We start from the raw sequence: 14,704 nt of genomic DNA on the forward strand, positions 1-14,704 counted from the left end.
CAATTACAATTTATTTGCTCTAAACCAATAACTATTGATCATGATGGTTGTTGATAAAAAACACTAATGAAAAAGATATTCTTATATACCATTTTAGCGATAAGCGCCTGCAGTACGGCTTTCGCGCAAAAAGATACCCAGGCCAAAGCCATACTAAACCAGGTGAGCCAGAAATACAAATCGTACGATGCAATAAAAACAGATTTTACTTTTACCCTTGATAACCAGCAGGCCGGTGTTAAAGAAACCCAAAGCGGTACTTTAATTTCAAAAGCCAAATCGGGCAAATACAAGGTTACCCTTTATACCTCAGCCACCGCTAAGGATGTGGATAAAGAGATCATGAGTGATGGCAAAAGTCAGTGGACTTACCTTAAAAAAGACAAAGAAGTGCAGGTAAGCGAAGCTGCCAAAGGCGGTGATGGCATCAATAACCCCTCACAAATTTTCACTATTTATGAGCATGGTTATAAATACCTGTATACCGGCGAGCAAAAAATTGCAGGCAAGGTGTACCAGGCCATTGACCTCACCCCCGAAAATGCCAAAGCAAGTATTTTTAAAGTTCGCCTGCTGATTGATAAAGTAAAAAAACAGATTTACAGCGCGCAGCTGTTTGATAAGAACGGCAACAAGTACAACTACACCGTAAGCAGCTTTACCCCCAACGCACAGGTTGCCGATAACACATTTGCCTGGGACGCCAAAGCCCACCCCGGTGTTGAAGTTGTTGACTTGCGGTAAGCATAGGTTTTACGTTGGACGTGATACGCTTTAAATAACAATAACAAAAAGAGCGATGGCTTCACCATCGCTCTTTTTGTTTGGCCCCATTGTCAGGCTGAACTTGTTTCAGCATCCCATAGGACAGGTAGCCGTTATAGTATCTAAACTTAGTTTTCGCGTAGGGTCATGCTGAGCTCCGTCGAAGGAGTGTGTAGAAGCCTGCCCACCATGCTTCGACGGAGCTCAGCATGACACCTTTTGATTTATGATTTAAGTTTATGCCATTACTGGTGCTATCACTGACAACTTATTACTTCCCGTCCGGCTTAGAACGTTTATTCTCACCTTCCGGTTTAGGAGCTCTTTTATCGGGCATTGGACCGCGTTTATAAACAATAAGCCCGTTCAAAAAATTACGCAGTATCTGGTCGCCGCAAGGCTTAAAGTTGGGATGGTCGTCGGCGCGGAATATGGCGCCTAATTCTGTTTTGGTAATGCGGAAGTTGGCCAGCTCCAAAACTTTTATAATATCATCGTCGGTAAATTTCATTGCTACACGCAGCTTCTTCATGATATCGTTGTTACTCATGGTCTTCTCGGTTTATTATCTTGAAATATCTATTTTAACTTTTTTGCTTTTGATCTTTTCGCCTTTGACAGCCTGCACAGCGCGTTCAATCCGGTTACGTTTTACCGCTGCGTATGAGGCATAGTCGTGCACCTCTATCAGGCCCACATCTTCCTTATTCAAACCGCCTTTTTTAAGTAGCAGGCCAACAATGTCTATTTTGTTCACCTTATCCTTTTTACCGGCGGCAATATACAATGTGGCCCAGGGCGACAACGGCGGAAGCACAGGATTTCCGGGTAATTCTTCAATCTCCGGCATCTCCCTTAAATAAGGAGGTTTTTCATCGGGAGATAGCATGAGATAAGAAGTGCCTTTGGCGTGCATCCTGGCGGTACGACCATTACGGTGCAGATAGGCTTCTTCGTTATGCGGCAATTGGTAATGCACCACATGTTCTATCTCGGGTATATCCAATCCGCGCGATGCAAGGTCGGTAGTGATGAGTAAACGGTGGCTGCCGTTTCTGAATTTTAGCAGGGCCCGCTCGCGGTCGTCCTGCTCCATGCCGCCGTGGAATATATCATGGGGTAAGCCACGGTCATATAACAAATCGCTGATACGGTCAACCGCTTCGCGGTGATTACAGAAAACAAGCGTGGCCTGATCGCCTATTTTACAGATGAGCGCAAACAGGGCAGCCAGCTTATCGGCAGCTTCTGCTATTACCGCTTTTTGTTTTATATCCGGCTTAGCGGCGGCATTGGTCAGGAAATCCAATTCAACAGGCTTATACATACCGGTAAAATCAGGTATCTGATCCATTTTGGTAGCCGATGTAAGCATGCGCTTTTTAATGGCCGGCATTTGCTTTATAATGAAGGCCATATCCTCTTGAAAGCCAAATTCAAGGGCTTTATCAAATTCATCCAGTATCAGTGTGTGAATGGTATCGGTGCTGAAGCTCTCACGACGCAAATGGTGTGCAATGCGGCCGGGCGTTCCTATCAGTACTGCAGGTGGCTGCGACAGGTTGTTACGTTCAATTTTAACCGGGTGGCCGCCATAACAGCAGTTCACCTTAAAGCCGGTGCCCATTGTTTTAAACACCTGTTCTATTTGCAAAGCCAGTTCCCGTGATGGCACCATGATCATGGCCTGAACAGTTGGGATACTGGTATCAAGCACACTCAACAAGGGCAATAAAAAGCCCAGCGTTTTACCCGAACCAGTCGGCGACAGCAGTATTACATCACCTTTTTTGGCTGCGCTGATAGCGGCCTCCTGCATAGGGTTAAGGGCATTTATTTTGAGGTTCAGGAGTGCTTGCTTTATCATTATGAGTGTTGGGATGTGCGCAAAGATAAGCTAAATAAAACGGGGCTTTAAATTTGTCGTGCTGAGCAATTGTTGTTCGCTATGCATATCGCAGAATAGATCCTTCGCTGCGCTCAGGATGACAAGGTTGAATAAGATTAAATATGATGCAAAAAAAGGCCGTCATGGTGAGCTTGTCGAACCATGGTGGAAAAGCCTCTGCGCAGGTCTTCGACAAGCTCAGACTGACATGCCTATCTTAATTTACGTTCCCTTCCAGTTCCCTACGAATTTTATCTTTTATATAGGTTGCTATTTCTCCGGCCTGCTCATGAGTAAGATCGCCTAAACCTGTATATTCCCATTGGTGCATGCTATCATCAAAAACAATTTCACCCAGGTCCACATGTCCTTCACTCAGTTTAAATACCCCTGTAACATGTGTAGTGCTGCCGGGTAGCATTGGGCTTCCCGGTTTTATGGTGATAGAACGGTCACCATCTGCCGTATATAAACTATATTTTACCGGCTTAATCATCACTTTATGTATTTGAGTAAGCTACAATCAAGCAACGTTTTTGTTTAATTTTATTGCACTAAAATAAAGGAGGAATTTTACCAGCTCATAATATCTATTACGCGTTTAAATTCGGGCTGCAACTGAGCATCAATTTCAACCTGGTTACCCGTAACAGGATGGTTAAATGAAAGGTGCGAGGCGTGCAGTAACATGGTTTCCATACCCCAGGTTTCCTTAAACAGCTTATTCTGCTTGTTGCAGCCATGGGTACGGTCGCCAATAATGGGATGAAAAATATGGCTGAAATGCTTACGCAGCTGGTGCATGCGGCCGGTGGCAGGCATAGCCTCTACCAGCGAATACCTTGAGGTAGCATGTTTACCAAGCGGCACATCCAGTTCGGCACGTTTTAAAGTGGAGTACCGGGTAAAAGCATCCTGCAGGGTACCATTCTCTTTTCGCAACGGGTAATCAATATCCTCGCTATCAGGAGTATGGCCGCGCACTACGGCCAGATATTTTTTATGCACCTGGTTTTCCATAAACTGCTGCTGCATGGCTATTTCGGCCTGTTTATCCAGCGCGAACAATAATATACCGCCGGTTTTACGGTCGATACGGTGCGCAGGGTTCACTTTCTGCCCTATCTGATCGCGCAGTAACTGCAGGGCAAACTCAGACGCATCGGCAGCAATGGGCGACCGGTGCACCAGCAAGCCATGTGGTTTATTAATGGCGATAAGATACTCATCGCAGTATATGATCTCTAACATGCGGCGCTCCATTCCAAAGCGCGAAGTTACGACGCTGTGTAACAATTCCATTTTATAAAGTACAGTTAACTAAAAAAAATATTTTAAATAGTATGCTTTTTATATCTTTAATAAATCACTAAATCTTTTAAAACCAATGGCCTCCACAACAAGTACCACTACTACGGGCAGTAATGCGCCCGATGATATTAATACCGCGCCTACGCGCTTATTTTCGTTAGATGCCCTGCGCGGGTTTGATATGTTTTGGATAATGGGGGGCGAAGAAATTTTTCATACACTGGCAAAAGCTACCGGTTCGCCGTTTTGGGGTACCATAGCCAACCAGTTTACCCATCCCGATTGGAACGGTTTTCACCTGTATGATCTTATATTTCCGCTGTTCCTGTTTATGGCCGGGGTATCAACACCGTTTTCGGTAGGCCGCGAGCTGGAGAAAGGCAAAAGCCGCGGGCAGCTAACCGTCAGGGTTATCAAACGAGCGTTTATATTAGTGCTGCTTGGGTTAGTGGTAAACAACGGCCTCAATATTATGCCAATATCACAAATAAGGTTTGCCAGCGTGCTTGGCCGCATTGGTATCGCTTATATGTTTGCCAATATTATTTACCTGTACAGCAGAGAACGTATGCAAATGGTATGGTTTTGGTTTTTTATAATTGGGTACTGGCTGCTGCTCAAGTTTACATCGGCACCAGGCTTTCATCCCGGCGATCTTACCATGCAGGGCAATTTTGCCTCGTATATGGACCGCCTGTTGTTACCCGGCCGTTTGTATCTGGGTATCCATGATCCCGAAGGCCTGTTCTCTACCATCCCGGCCATCAGCACCGGTTTGCTGGGCATATTAACCGGTTCGTTGTTAAAAAAGAAGGGGCTACAACAAATACGCAAAGTAACCATCATGACGGTTACCGGTGTAATTTTCCTGATCATAGCGCAAATATGGAACCTTGATTTCCCGATCAATAAAAACCTGTGGACAAGCTCATTTGTAATGCATGTAGGTGGTATAAGCCTGTTGCTGATGGCGTTGTTTTATTATGTGATTGATGTACTGGGTTATAAAAAATGGGCGTTCTTTTTCAAGGTGATCGGCATGAACTCCATACTCATTTACATTTCGGGCAAATTCATTAAATGGCAATACACCACCAATGGATTTTTTGGATGGTTAGGTCAGCTTGTAGGCGATCCGTACAATATTGTGGTGATGGCTGTTTGCTTTATTATGGTGAAATGGATCTTCCTGTATTACCTGTACCAGAAAAAGACATTTTTACGCGTGTGATATAAACTCATGTCATTGCGAGGTACGAAGCAATGACACGTTCTTTAATCAACATAATCACTCCCATCAATGGTCAACCCACTGCGTCCGCTCTTCAGGCGAAAGGAATGTCCAGGCCATAATGCGGCTTGCTTTTTGGCCCTGCGACATGTTGATGGTTTGTACCTCGGTTGCGCTCGCTTTTTGCAGGGCATTATATAGAATGCGGAGGTTTTCTTTTTTTGATACCAATGTTGTAAACCATAAACATTGCTTAGCAAAACGGGTACTTTGCGTGGCCATTTGCTTTAAAAAAGCAGCCTCACCGCCCGGGTACCATAGTTCGGCATTCTGGCCGCCAAAGTTGAGCACAGGAGCTTTCTCATTACCTGATTTGAGCCCAAGATTATCCCACTTGCGGCGGGAACCTTCGGCAGCTTCTTTGATAGAGGCGTGAAATGGCGGGTTGCAAATGGTAAGATCAAACCGTTCGCCAGGTTTTATGGCAAATACAAAAATATCTGCCCGGTGCTTTTGCAGGCGCAGCTCAATGGCGTTTTTTAATTGCTTGTTATGATCAATAATGTTTTGTGCCGATACAATGGCCTCCTCATCTATATCTGTCCCTACAAAACTCCAGCCATACTCCTGGTGGCCAATAATAGGGTATACACAATTGGCGCCAACCCCTATATCCAGCACCTTTACCTTTTTACCCTTACGCACAACGCCTTCATTTGATGCTGCCAGCAAATCGGCCACGTAATGAATATAATCTGCACGACCGGGTATTGGTGGACATAAATAACCTTCAGGAATATCCCAATAATCAATATTGTAATGGAGCTTTAGCAAAGCACGGTTCAGCATCTTTACAGCTTCGGGATTGGCAAAGTTGATGGTTTGATTATCATACTGGTTTACCGTAACAAATGGCCGCAGCTGCGGAACGGCCTTTATCAGCGCCTTAAAATCGTATCCCAAGCGGTGCTTGTTACGCGCATGCATGGCGTCTTTAACTTCTGGTTGGTTTGGGGCTGATGCTGGCAAGTTGTTATTTTAAGTATAATTTATCCTACAATGCTGCCCAGATTGGCAGGTGAGTAATTTATTGATTTAAGGGTTTTATTATCGGCATTACGGTACACCAGGAACAAGCCGTCAATCTCTTTATAGTGCGATTCGGTACCGGCCGTATTGCGATAATGCTCAATGGTTTGATTAGCTTCTTCTACTGTTTTACAGGCTTTGCTCATGTTAGAGCGGTGCACCTCATCAAAAAGGTCTTTAAACTTTTCGCCCAGACCAAACTCCAGTACCGCACCCGACAGTACGTATTGCAGATCGCAAAGGGCATCGGCTATTTCAACGAGGTTATTATCATCAACCGCTTGCTGTAATTCTTTCAGTTCTTCGGCCAAAAGTTCGATACGCAACTGGCAACGCTCTTTTGAGGGGATCTGAGGAGCGGCTATTATGGGATGTTTAAAAGTACTATGAAATTCGGCTACCTGGTTTAATGAATTTAAATCTTTGATCATGGTATTTGAGCGTGTATAAGGTTGCTAAGTTATAAATTAACCCAAAAGCTTTCAAAAATCATTAATTATAAAATCAATGCCCCAGTTTTTCAGGGCATATACTCCGATTACACGATATACTAACCATAACAACAAACACGATTGTATTAAACAAAACCTTTTCATAAATTTAATTAGCCATTTAAATACAGCTATATGATATAATATCTAATTAATATTAAAATACAAATATTAGAACCCTAAAAATGAACAGAATAGCCACCCCGTTTTATTAATAATTACTTAACATTGAGGCACTTTGTTAACATAAACATAATATTAAAAGAACTTTTTATTAACTTAACTTTGCGCCGAAGAATATACTCAAAGCACTATTGAATTTCCCTATCCGTAAACATGAAGAACGATAAAAATAAAACCGCCGCTAAGGAAGCCCGCAAAGCCCTTAAAAAACAATTGAACGATAAGTTAGTTACTCAAATTAAAACTACAGTAAGCGAGTTTGAACCCGATTTAAAAAAGGTTAATAAAGCTATCGAAAAAGCTTCAAAAAACTTAGCTAAAACATTGGCATCAAAAATAGACGGTGCTGCGCCTGCCGCAAAGGTGGTAAAAGAGAAAAAGCAAGCCGCACCAGCAATTAAAGTTGCTGCAAATGCAAAACCTGCCGCAGCTCCGGTAAAAACAGTAAAGCCAGCTGCTAAAATAGCGGTAAAAAAACCTGCAGCTAAGGCAGATACTACCCCGGTAAAATAATATTTATTGTTCAGTTTAAGCCTGTAATGATCTATGGGTCATTACAGGTATCCTTATTTTGCTATAATATTGTAGCCATTCGGTTAATATAATTAGTTTTGCTTTTTATTATAAAAACCTGATGTTCAACTTTGAGGCGGCTTATTCAAAGCTACATAAGCACTTACATTTCATATATCTCCTGTATGCCATTCCATTGGTTTGCCTGACTGCTACCATAACCCCTCCACTCCAGAACCCAGACGAGCCTAATCATTTTTTACGAGCCGAACAAGTGTCAAGACTTGATATGGTACCAACTTTTGTATATGACAAAAGCGCTGTTTCTACAAAAAACGATTCATTATCTGCCGATCCAAGAATAATATACCCCGATAAAGGGGGTTTTGCCATTGATAAAGGGATTTTAGATCTTGAGGGTTTATATTCAGCTATTCAGTTTCACCCCGAGGCTAAAGTAAGACGGGATTTGACAAAGCGGGCGAACGATATTAAATGGGGGTTTGGTACCGGTTATAAAAACTTTGGCAACACCGCTATTTATCCTCCGGTTGTTTATATTATGCCTGCCATAGGTATTGCAGCAGGAAAATTGCTCCATTTGTCTATTGTAAAAACATTATATCTGTCAAGAATACTTAATGGCGCCCTTTCTGTGGCCATTTGTTTTTTTGCTTTAATGTTGGCCAGACGCGGTAATATTTTAATGTTCATTGTACTGCTTTTCCCAATGACGATAGCGTTGTTTGCGTCTGTTAGCCAGGATGCGATACTTATTGCTTGTGTTTTTCTTTTAGTTGCCGCTATTGACAACGTGGAATTCAGGGACGATAAAATTTACCGCAGATGGCACATATACACCATGGTTATCGCTATGTGTATAATAGGCATTGCCAAACCACCATACATACCCCTTGCCTTCATTTTTTTACTGTTAAAGCTATCGCCAAGAGCAAAGGCTGCGGGTATCATTTTACCGTTACTTAGCATAGCTGCCTGGCTTATTATCAACCATGCAAACTTTGCTATTAAATTTGCCCCTCCCGAACTCAGAACCAACGCAAAACTGCAGGTTCAGTATATTATTCATCATCCGTTTAATTTCATTGGCCTGTTTTTTAAGTTTGACCTGCCCGGTCTAACCGCCTGTTTGCACTCATTTATTGGCATATTGGGCTGGCTCGATCTCACCTTCCCTACCGATTATTATCATACCGCTTATGTTATCGTTTTTGCGGGTATTATTATAGGGATTAGCCCCGCCTGGAAAGAAAATATCCGATTAAAAACCGGCTTACTCATTTGTGCTTTTATTACCATTATAGCAATTTTAACCGCACAGTATGTTACCTGGACGGCACTCGAAGCAACATCATTAGGCGGTATGCAGGGCAGGTATTTATTGCCTGTGGCGCCGTTTCTGGCATTGGCCTTAAGCGGCAAAGTAACCAGGGACAAGTTTACCCGTTTAAAGTCGGCATTATTTATGGCTATATTGTTATTCCCTATATATAGCTCCATAGAGGTGGTTCATGGCTTATTTAAACGGTATTATGGCTAACAGGGGTTTTCAGGTCGGCTTTAAGGTTATTCTCACCCAAGGCGTATTTACTTTTTTGCTTTACCGTTAAGCGACAAAATAAATTTACTTAACTTACCCCATGTATTTATCTACAAAGGAAAGCGCATGCATTACAGGTATTTTCTGTAGTAAATGAATCGCGCACGCATATTGTTCACCATTAATCCCCTTTAAATGCAACAATTACCAAAACGCCTTTTATCAATTGATGTACTGCGTGCCATTACCATGCTGCTCATGATATTTGTTAACGACTCGAGCGGTGTAAGAAATGTTCCTGACTGGATTGATCATGCCCCCGGTAATGCTGACGCTATGGGATTTGCCGATACTATTTTTCCGGCGTTTTTGTTTATTGTGGGCCTGTCGCTGCCATTCGCCATAAAAAACAGGATCAGTAAGGGTAATTCGTTTATCTCTATTTTAATTTATATCATTACCAGAAGTGCCGCGCTCATTATCATGGGCTTTTTCCATGTAAACCTTGAAACCTACAGCACTGCTGCCATATTACCCAAAGCCCTTTGGGCCATCCTCATCACTATAGGTTTTTTCCTCATCTGGCTGGATTATCCCGAAACCATGAACAAAGCCAAGAGATATACGCTATCGGGCCTGGGCATTGTACTGCTTATAGCAATGGCCATTATATACAAAGGGAGTGAAGATGGCCAAATAACCTGGATGCGCCCGCAATGGTGGGGAATATTGGGTATTATTGGCTGGGCTTATTTAATATGCGCCATAATTTACCTGCTGTCAAAGGGTAAATTGAGCGTGCTTGTTACGGCACTTATTTTATTTATTGCCATAAACATAGGTAAACATACAGGTATTATTAACGGAAGATTGTTCATTATTGGCGATGCTTCTTCCATAACCTTAACTATGGGGGGTATCATCATTACAGAAATATACGCGCGCCTGGTTTCATTGGGCAAAACGCAGCGGTTATGGATCATTTTCGGGCTCACCGGCGTATTGCTTATTGTACTTGGCTTGCTTATACGTCCCTATGCGGATGGGATCTCTAAAATTCGCTCTACCCCGGCCTGGATATTCATTTGCAGCGGTATTACCGTACTGGTATTTGAACTCATGATATTCCTGGTTGATGTAAAGGGTAAAAAAAACTGGTTCAAAATAATATGGCCGGCAGGTACCAGTACGCTCACCTGTTATTTGATGCCGTACTTCCAGGTCTTCCTGATGATGTATTTCCATATTTATTTCCCCCGGGGGTTTAACTCGGGCTTTGGAGGCTTAGCCCGCTCCATGGCTGTCGCGTTTGTATTGATAGCACTGGTTGGCTTAATGGAAAAAAAGCGGATCAGATTAAAGGTTTAACATTTTAGACTCACCCCGTCTGCGCTTAGCTGGATGACCCTCTCTTCGCCTTAGGCGAAAAGAGGGTATAAAAGCTCTTCTTGTCATCTCGAGGAGGTACGAGGAGAGATATTGTGCATTTGATAAACTCACCCTCTGGTCGAGATGACGAGTGGTGAAGAGTAGTGGAGCAGCACCATCACTACACACCTGAAATCTGCATATCCGCACATCCTTTATTGTTTACCTACAGCCCAAAAAATGGCGTTGGTGACAATTTTAACCCAGGCCGGGTTATCAAACAGATTGGGCGAATGCCCCATGAAAATATAAACATTCCGTGCTTTTTTCTGATCATTGGTCCAGATCACCGGGTGATCGCCCATTTTGATATCGCCCTGCGGCTCATAGGTTGATTCATCAACACTGGCCAGCACGTGTACATGGGGGCGCGGACTTTTATCATAAGTGTACCACTCTTCTTGCTGTATAATGAACGAATCCGGCACCCCTTTCATAACAGGGTGCGTCTTATCCTCTATATTTACTTTGCCTTTAGTAAAGGTGGCTATGTAATTTTTGTAAGTAATCCCTCCCATAAAGTTTGAGAACCATTGCCACTCATGATAGCCGTCGAACTCGCCCAAAAGTGTAGCATGGTGAAAACCGATCCAGCCGCCCTTGCCTTCGTCAATGTATTTTTGAAAAGCGGCAACTGCTTTGTCGTTCCAGCCGTAAGGGACATAATCAAGCTGAAGAAAAAGTTGGTAATTGCTCAAAAAAAAATCGTCAATTTTATCGGTATTCTGGATGTAGTCAATAGTGAAACCTTTTTCGGCAGCCAGCTTATCCAACCATACTTTGGCGCGCTTTGAAAACTCAATATGGTGCCCGCCGTTTTCATACAAGGCCAATACCTTAAAATGTTTGGTTTGCGCATTAAGGTTAAAGCAGGCAAATATGCCGGTACAAATGAGCAGCAATAGTTTCTTCATATATCAAATATCATCAATTAAGGTTATTAATGAAGGCGACACCTCACCCAAACCTCTCTTTGAGCGGCTTAAAAAGCATTTAAAGTCTCCCCGTTTGGGGGAGATTTAGAGGGGGCTCTTCTATTTATAAATCCGCCCCATGGTTGGGTCATTCCAAATGATCTTCTTTAACTCCTCCGGGTTAATAATGCCTTGTTTGCCGTAAACCACTTTGCCTTCCGGGTCAACCAGCATGGTGTACGGCAGGGCGCCGTCCCATTTTGGGTCAACAGCTTCAATCATTTTGTATTTATCATCGCCGGTATAAATGTAGTTTGGACCCGAAGCCTGTTTCCCTTTCAAAAAGTTCAGAGCTTTATTTTTTCGTGAGGGGTCATCGGCGCTGATGGTAACAAATTCCAGCCCCCTGTCGCGGTAAAGGTGCATAATGGTTACCAGTTCTGGGAACTCGGCCACACAAGGCCCGCACCACGTAGCCCAAAGGTTAATAAGTCGCAGCTTATCAGATTTATTTTTTACCAGGTTAACTATACCCGCGGCAGCAATGGTATCCAGCTTTACGGGTTCATTAGCCCACGTAACCGTAGCCTTTTGTATCCAGTCCTGCTTTTCGGCCCATTTAATAGAGCAGCCAAAGGTTTTGGTAACGGGCACGGCCACCTCTTTACCGGCCAGCAGCGCTTCGATAGCGTTACGGGCATCTAATGATTTTGGCGTTTTGGCAGGGTTCTCCATATCATCAATACGGCCACTGTAGCGTAGTTTCCTTTCCTTGTCAAAAATAAAAATATGTGGGGTGGCCACCGGACCATATTTGTTACTGGCTACTTCCGTTTCGCCATCGTACAGGTATGGAAAGTTAAAATGGCGGTCTTTGGCGCGTATCTTCATATCATCAAATGAGTCGGTCAGGTCGCTGTACCCCAATTCATCCAACCGAAGCGACGCCGGGTTATTGGGATTAATGGCAACCACTTTAACGCCTTTGGGAGCATAATCGCTGGTGAGTTTTACCAGCCTGTCTTCATACGCCTGCGATGTTGGGCAGTGATTGCATATAAACACCACGGCCAGCACTTTAGCATCTTTAAATGATTGCAGCGTATAAGTTTTCCCATCAATACCGGGCAGACTAAAATCGGGCGCGGCCGAACCGGTAGCCAGCGTGGTGTGGGTAACCTGCGCAAAGCTAAACGGAGCAACAGCAAGCAGTAAAACAAATAGGGTGATACTAAACTTCTTCATATTTTGATAGATTGATTATTCATGTAAAGCAACCGCCAGCAGGTACCAGGCCGTGTGCGGCAGCCATTGTTCGGCCCAGCGCCAGTCGTAATCCTTATGTATCTGCGCGTAGGATAAATTAAAATCGATGTCATTTTCATCATTCAATCCGCCGGTTACGCCATTTACAATACCGCCAGGCGCGTTAGTGTACTCAAACGTTCCAAAGAAACCATACGCCGGGTTATTATGCCCCGTGCCCTGCAGCATACTGGCGTCAAAAGGGTTCAGGCCCAGGATCCAGTTCAACTGATCAACCGCAAAAGTTTCCAGCTGGTCATGATAGGCTTTGTCATCAGCAAACAAACCCGCGGCCAGCCGTGCGGCGGCGGCCATAGAACTTAGCCGCGCGTTTTCGCCCTGCCACCATGGCGAAGCATCGCTGCCCTGCGGAAAGAAGAACGATGTACGTCGATTGCCCAGCGTATCCTGCACCAGTTGCCTGCTGTAACCGAATGGGTTGTTTACCTCACGGGTAACCTTCAGTTCAAAATCAAACGAGGCTTTGATGGCTTTTTTAATGGATATCTGCATGGCATTATCGGCATACGGATAATAATAAATTAGGCTCACCACTGGCAAACCTGCATCTGACGGGTGAAAGAATGGCCTATCGGCACTATCGGCCTTCCAGTAGTTCTGATAGTTTTTCCAGGCAGCTAAACGACCCACAAGATTATTGGCACGTTTGGTAGCCGATGCCAGATATTCCTGTTTTTTGGTGGCTTTATATAATTCAGTAGCCGCGCTCAGGGCGCAATAATCATCAAGGATATTCTCATGACCGTCAAAATCCATCAGTTTGTTGTTTTCTTCCAAAAACTTAAAGGCATTCTCGGCGGCCTGCAAATATTGTGCGCTGGTGAAATCGCCACTTACGTTAAGTGTTGATGCCATGGCCAGGGCGGCTATCGCCATTCCCCCGCCAGAGCGGTAACTGCTTTGGTAACGGTGCCAATTGGTATTTTCGCGATTGGTACTAAACGGAGAATCTTTTGTTTTTTTAATGCGATATGATCCTTCATCGGGCTGAATCACGCGGTCTTTGGCCAGCTTACCGGGACCGGGAGCTGAAACCGACCGGTAAAACGAACCGTTTTTAGCCTGCATACGCGCCAGGTAATCGGCACCATAGGTAGCCTCGTCCAGTACCCGGCGATTGATCTGCCTGAAATCGGTTACGGTTTTTTTATCAAGCAGTTCCTTTGTTTTTAAAAGGCTCCATACCACCAAAGGTATTTGCTGCGGATTAAAATAATTAGAAAACGAAAGGTGCGAAAAATGCTTGCCATAATCGCCGGTGGCATCATACCAGCCGCCATGGGCATCAACCGTATCGGTGGTTTTGCCCGAAAGCAGCAAATGATGATCGGCCTTATCAATTTCGCCCGCGCTGCGCTGCCCTTTAAAATAATATACCACATCAGACAGGGTAGCCTGTTCCAGCACGTTCTTCCCTATTTTAAACGGGTAAGAGCTTAGTTTTTTTCCTGGCAGGGTTATCTGTACTTGGTAGCTGCCAGCGGTTGTAACGAAGGTAAAATCAAGCGTATAAAACTCGCGGTTTTTCCAGCCTGGTACTTTGCCGCTGTAAATAGCTTTCCCATTAAAAACCGTGTTACCATCTGCATCTATTAAAGCAAACGCGTTAATAGGGTATGGTTTATCAGTAACTACAATGGCCTTTTTGGCTTTGGTATCTTCATAACCTACCTGGTTGGTAACCACTTTAATTTTTTGCGCCAGGGCAACAGCAGGGAGCACGGCGATCATCAAAATCAAAAATTTGCAAGCTTTAATCATGAGGTTATAATAAGGTTAATATAAATCTACAACTTTTTAGCCTTCCGATCGTACCGAACATTCAGTAATTTGCTTGCGTTATTATCCGGCTCCTTTACTTACCGAGAGATACCTAACCTTGTTTAATAGCAACGGCGTACCGGCAACTTACTTTCAGAATCTGGTTAAAATTTTGATTTGCTTTCATTCTTTGAACAGCTGATATTTGTAGCAACGCTGTGTTAATTAACCACTTATTGCACC

At 43.8% G+C, this 14,704-nt stretch carries 14 protein-coding genes; 5 read left to right on the plus strand and 9 right to left on the minus strand.

Annotation, left to right across the window (positions count from 1 at the left end):
- Positions 1-66 precede the first annotated feature (66 nt).
- Positions 67-744, plus strand: coding sequence for a LolA family protein (locus SNE25_RS27405; protein ID WP_321562206.1), 678 nt, complete (start codon positions 67-69; stop codon positions 742-744).
- A 292-nt stretch (positions 745-1,036) separates the two neighbouring features.
- Here SNE25_RS27405 and SNE25_RS27410 read toward each other — a convergent pair whose 3' ends face one another.
- The 4 genes from SNE25_RS27410 to SNE25_RS27425 all read right to left on the minus strand — a co-directional run bounded on the left by SNE25_RS27410 (position 1,037) and on the right by SNE25_RS27425 (position 3,904).
- On the minus strand, positions 1,037-1,315 hold the full coding sequence (locus SNE25_RS27410) for a DUF1456 family protein (RefSeq protein WP_321562207.1): 279 nt from the start codon (positions 1,313-1,315) through the stop codon (positions 1,037-1,039).
- A gap of 15 nt (positions 1,316-1,330) precedes the next feature.
- Positions 1,331-2,632: a DEAD/DEAH box helicase gene (locus SNE25_RS27415; RefSeq protein ID WP_321562208.1), complete on the minus strand. Its 1,302-nt coding sequence runs from the start codon at positions 2,630-2,632 to the stop codon at positions 1,331-1,333.
- A gap of 238 nt (positions 2,633-2,870) precedes the next feature.
- On the minus strand, positions 2,871-3,149 hold the full coding sequence (locus SNE25_RS27420; RefSeq protein WP_321562209.1) for a hypothetical protein: 279 nt from the start codon (positions 3,147-3,149) through the stop codon (positions 2,871-2,873).
- A 77-nt stretch (positions 3,150-3,226) separates the two neighbouring features.
- A complete protein-coding gene (locus SNE25_RS27425) occupies positions 3,227-3,904 on the minus strand; it encodes a pseudouridine synthase (protein ID WP_321566258.1) in 678 nt (225 codons plus the stop codon).
- 136 nt (positions 3,905-4,040) lie between these two features.
- On the opposite strand from SNE25_RS27425, the gene SNE25_RS27430 reads away from it, so the two are divergent.
- Positions 4,041-5,195, plus strand: a complete 1,155-nt coding sequence (locus SNE25_RS27430) for an acyltransferase family protein (RefSeq protein WP_321562210.1) — start codon at positions 4,041-4,043, stop codon at positions 5,193-5,195.
- A gap of 66 nt (positions 5,196-5,261) precedes the next feature.
- Here SNE25_RS27430 and rlmF read toward each other — a convergent pair whose 3' ends face one another.
- Together rlmF and SNE25_RS27440 are read right to left on the minus strand one after the other, a co-directional pair.
- Positions 5,262-6,224, minus strand: coding sequence for a 23S rRNA (adenine(1618)-N(6))-methyltransferase RlmF (gene rlmF, locus SNE25_RS27435; RefSeq protein WP_321562211.1), 963 nt, complete (start codon positions 6,222-6,224; stop codon positions 5,262-5,264).
- A gap of 20 nt (positions 6,225-6,244) precedes the next feature.
- Positions 6,245-6,715: a nucleoside triphosphate pyrophosphohydrolase family protein gene (locus SNE25_RS27440; RefSeq protein ID WP_321562212.1), complete on the minus strand. Its 471-nt coding sequence runs from the start codon at positions 6,713-6,715 to the stop codon at positions 6,245-6,247.
- 396 nt (positions 6,716-7,111) lie between these two features.
- Between SNE25_RS27440 and SNE25_RS27445 the strand changes: the two genes are divergently transcribed.
- The 3 genes from SNE25_RS27445 to SNE25_RS27455 all read left to right on the plus strand — a co-directional run bounded on the left by SNE25_RS27445 (position 7,112) and on the right by SNE25_RS27455 (position 10,400).
- Positions 7,112-7,471, plus strand: a complete 360-nt coding sequence (locus SNE25_RS27445) for a hypothetical protein (protein WP_321562213.1) — start codon at positions 7,112-7,114, stop codon at positions 7,469-7,471.
- A gap of 121 nt (positions 7,472-7,592) precedes the next feature.
- Positions 7,593-9,032 carry a DUF2142 domain-containing protein gene (locus tag SNE25_RS27450; protein WP_321562214.1) on the plus strand — a complete coding sequence of 480 codons (1,440 nt, stop codon included), beginning with the start codon at positions 7,593-7,595 and terminating at the stop codon, positions 9,030-9,032.
- Positions 9,033-9,227: 195 nt separating this feature from the next.
- Positions 9,228-10,400, plus strand: a complete 1,173-nt coding sequence (locus SNE25_RS27455; RefSeq protein ID WP_321562215.1) for a DUF5009 domain-containing protein — start codon at positions 9,228-9,230, stop codon at positions 10,398-10,400.
- Between the two features lie 215 nt (positions 10,401-10,615).
- Here the strand turns inward: SNE25_RS27455 and SNE25_RS27460 are convergent, their stop codons facing one another.
- The 3 genes from SNE25_RS27460 to SNE25_RS27470 all read right to left on the minus strand — a co-directional run bounded on the left by SNE25_RS27460 (position 10,616) and on the right by SNE25_RS27470 (position 14,461).
- Complete coding sequence (locus SNE25_RS27460) at positions 10,616-11,374, minus strand: ThuA domain-containing protein (RefSeq protein WP_321562216.1); 759 nt, start codon at positions 11,372-11,374, stop codon at positions 10,616-10,618.
- Between the two features lie 120 nt (positions 11,375-11,494).
- A complete protein-coding gene (locus tag SNE25_RS27465) occupies positions 11,495-12,619 on the minus strand; it encodes a redoxin family protein (protein WP_321562217.1) in 1,125 nt (374 codons plus the stop codon).
- A gap of 15 nt (positions 12,620-12,634) precedes the next feature.
- Positions 12,635-14,461 carry a glycoside hydrolase family 9 protein gene (locus SNE25_RS27470; protein ID WP_321562218.1) on the minus strand — a complete coding sequence of 609 codons (1,827 nt, stop codon included), beginning with the start codon at positions 14,459-14,461 and terminating at the stop codon, positions 12,635-12,637.
- Between the last annotated feature and the right edge of the window lie 243 nt (positions 14,462-14,704).

Source organism: Mucilaginibacter sabulilitoris, from assembly GCF_034262375.1.
Lineage (GTDB): Bacteria > Bacteroidota > Bacteroidia > Sphingobacteriales > Sphingobacteriaceae > Mucilaginibacter > Mucilaginibacter sabulilitoris.

Excerpts from the sequence above, each read along its gene's own strand:
- SNE25_RS27405 (WP_321562206.1), top strand. The coding sequence starts at position 67 with ATGAAAAAGATATTCTTATATACCATTTTAGCGATAAGCGCCTGCAGT.
- SNE25_RS27410 (WP_321562207.1), bottom strand. The coding sequence starts at position 1,315 with ATGAGTAACAACGATATCATGAAGAAGCTGCGTGTAGCAATGAAATTT.
- SNE25_RS27415 (WP_321562208.1), bottom strand. The coding sequence starts at position 2,632 with ATGATAAAGCAAGCACTCCTGAACCTCAAAATAAATGCCCTTAACCCT.
- SNE25_RS27420 (WP_321562209.1), bottom strand. The coding sequence starts at position 3,149 with ATGATTAAGCCGGTAAAATATAGTTTATATACGGCAGATGGTGACCGT.
- SNE25_RS27425 (WP_321566258.1), bottom strand. The coding sequence starts at position 3,904 with ATGTTAGAGATCATATACTGCGATGAGTATCTTATCGCCATTAATAAA.
- SNE25_RS27430 (WP_321562210.1), top strand. The coding sequence starts at position 4,041 with ATGGCCTCCACAACAAGTACCACTACTACGGGCAGTAATGCGCCCGAT.
- SNE25_RS27440 (WP_321562212.1), bottom strand. The coding sequence starts at position 6,715 with ATGATCAAAGATTTAAATTCATTAAACCAGGTAGCCGAATTTCATAGT.
- SNE25_RS27445 (WP_321562213.1), top strand. The coding sequence starts at position 7,112 with ATGAAGAACGATAAAAATAAAACCGCCGCTAAGGAAGCCCGCAAAGCC.
- SNE25_RS27450 (WP_321562214.1), top strand. The coding sequence starts at position 7,593 with ATGTTCAACTTTGAGGCGGCTTATTCAAAGCTACATAAGCACTTACAT.
- SNE25_RS27455 (WP_321562215.1), top strand. The coding sequence starts at position 9,228 with ATGCAACAATTACCAAAACGCCTTTTATCAATTGATGTACTGCGTGCC.
- SNE25_RS27460 (WP_321562216.1), bottom strand. The coding sequence starts at position 11,374 with ATGAAGAAACTATTGCTGCTCATTTGTACCGGCATATTTGCCTGCTTT.
- SNE25_RS27465 (WP_321562217.1), bottom strand. The coding sequence starts at position 12,619 with ATGAAGAAGTTTAGTATCACCCTATTTGTTTTACTGCTTGCTGTTGCT.
- SNE25_RS27470 (WP_321562218.1), bottom strand. The coding sequence starts at position 14,461 with ATGATTAAAGCTTGCAAATTTTTGATTTTGATGATCGCCGTGCTCCCT.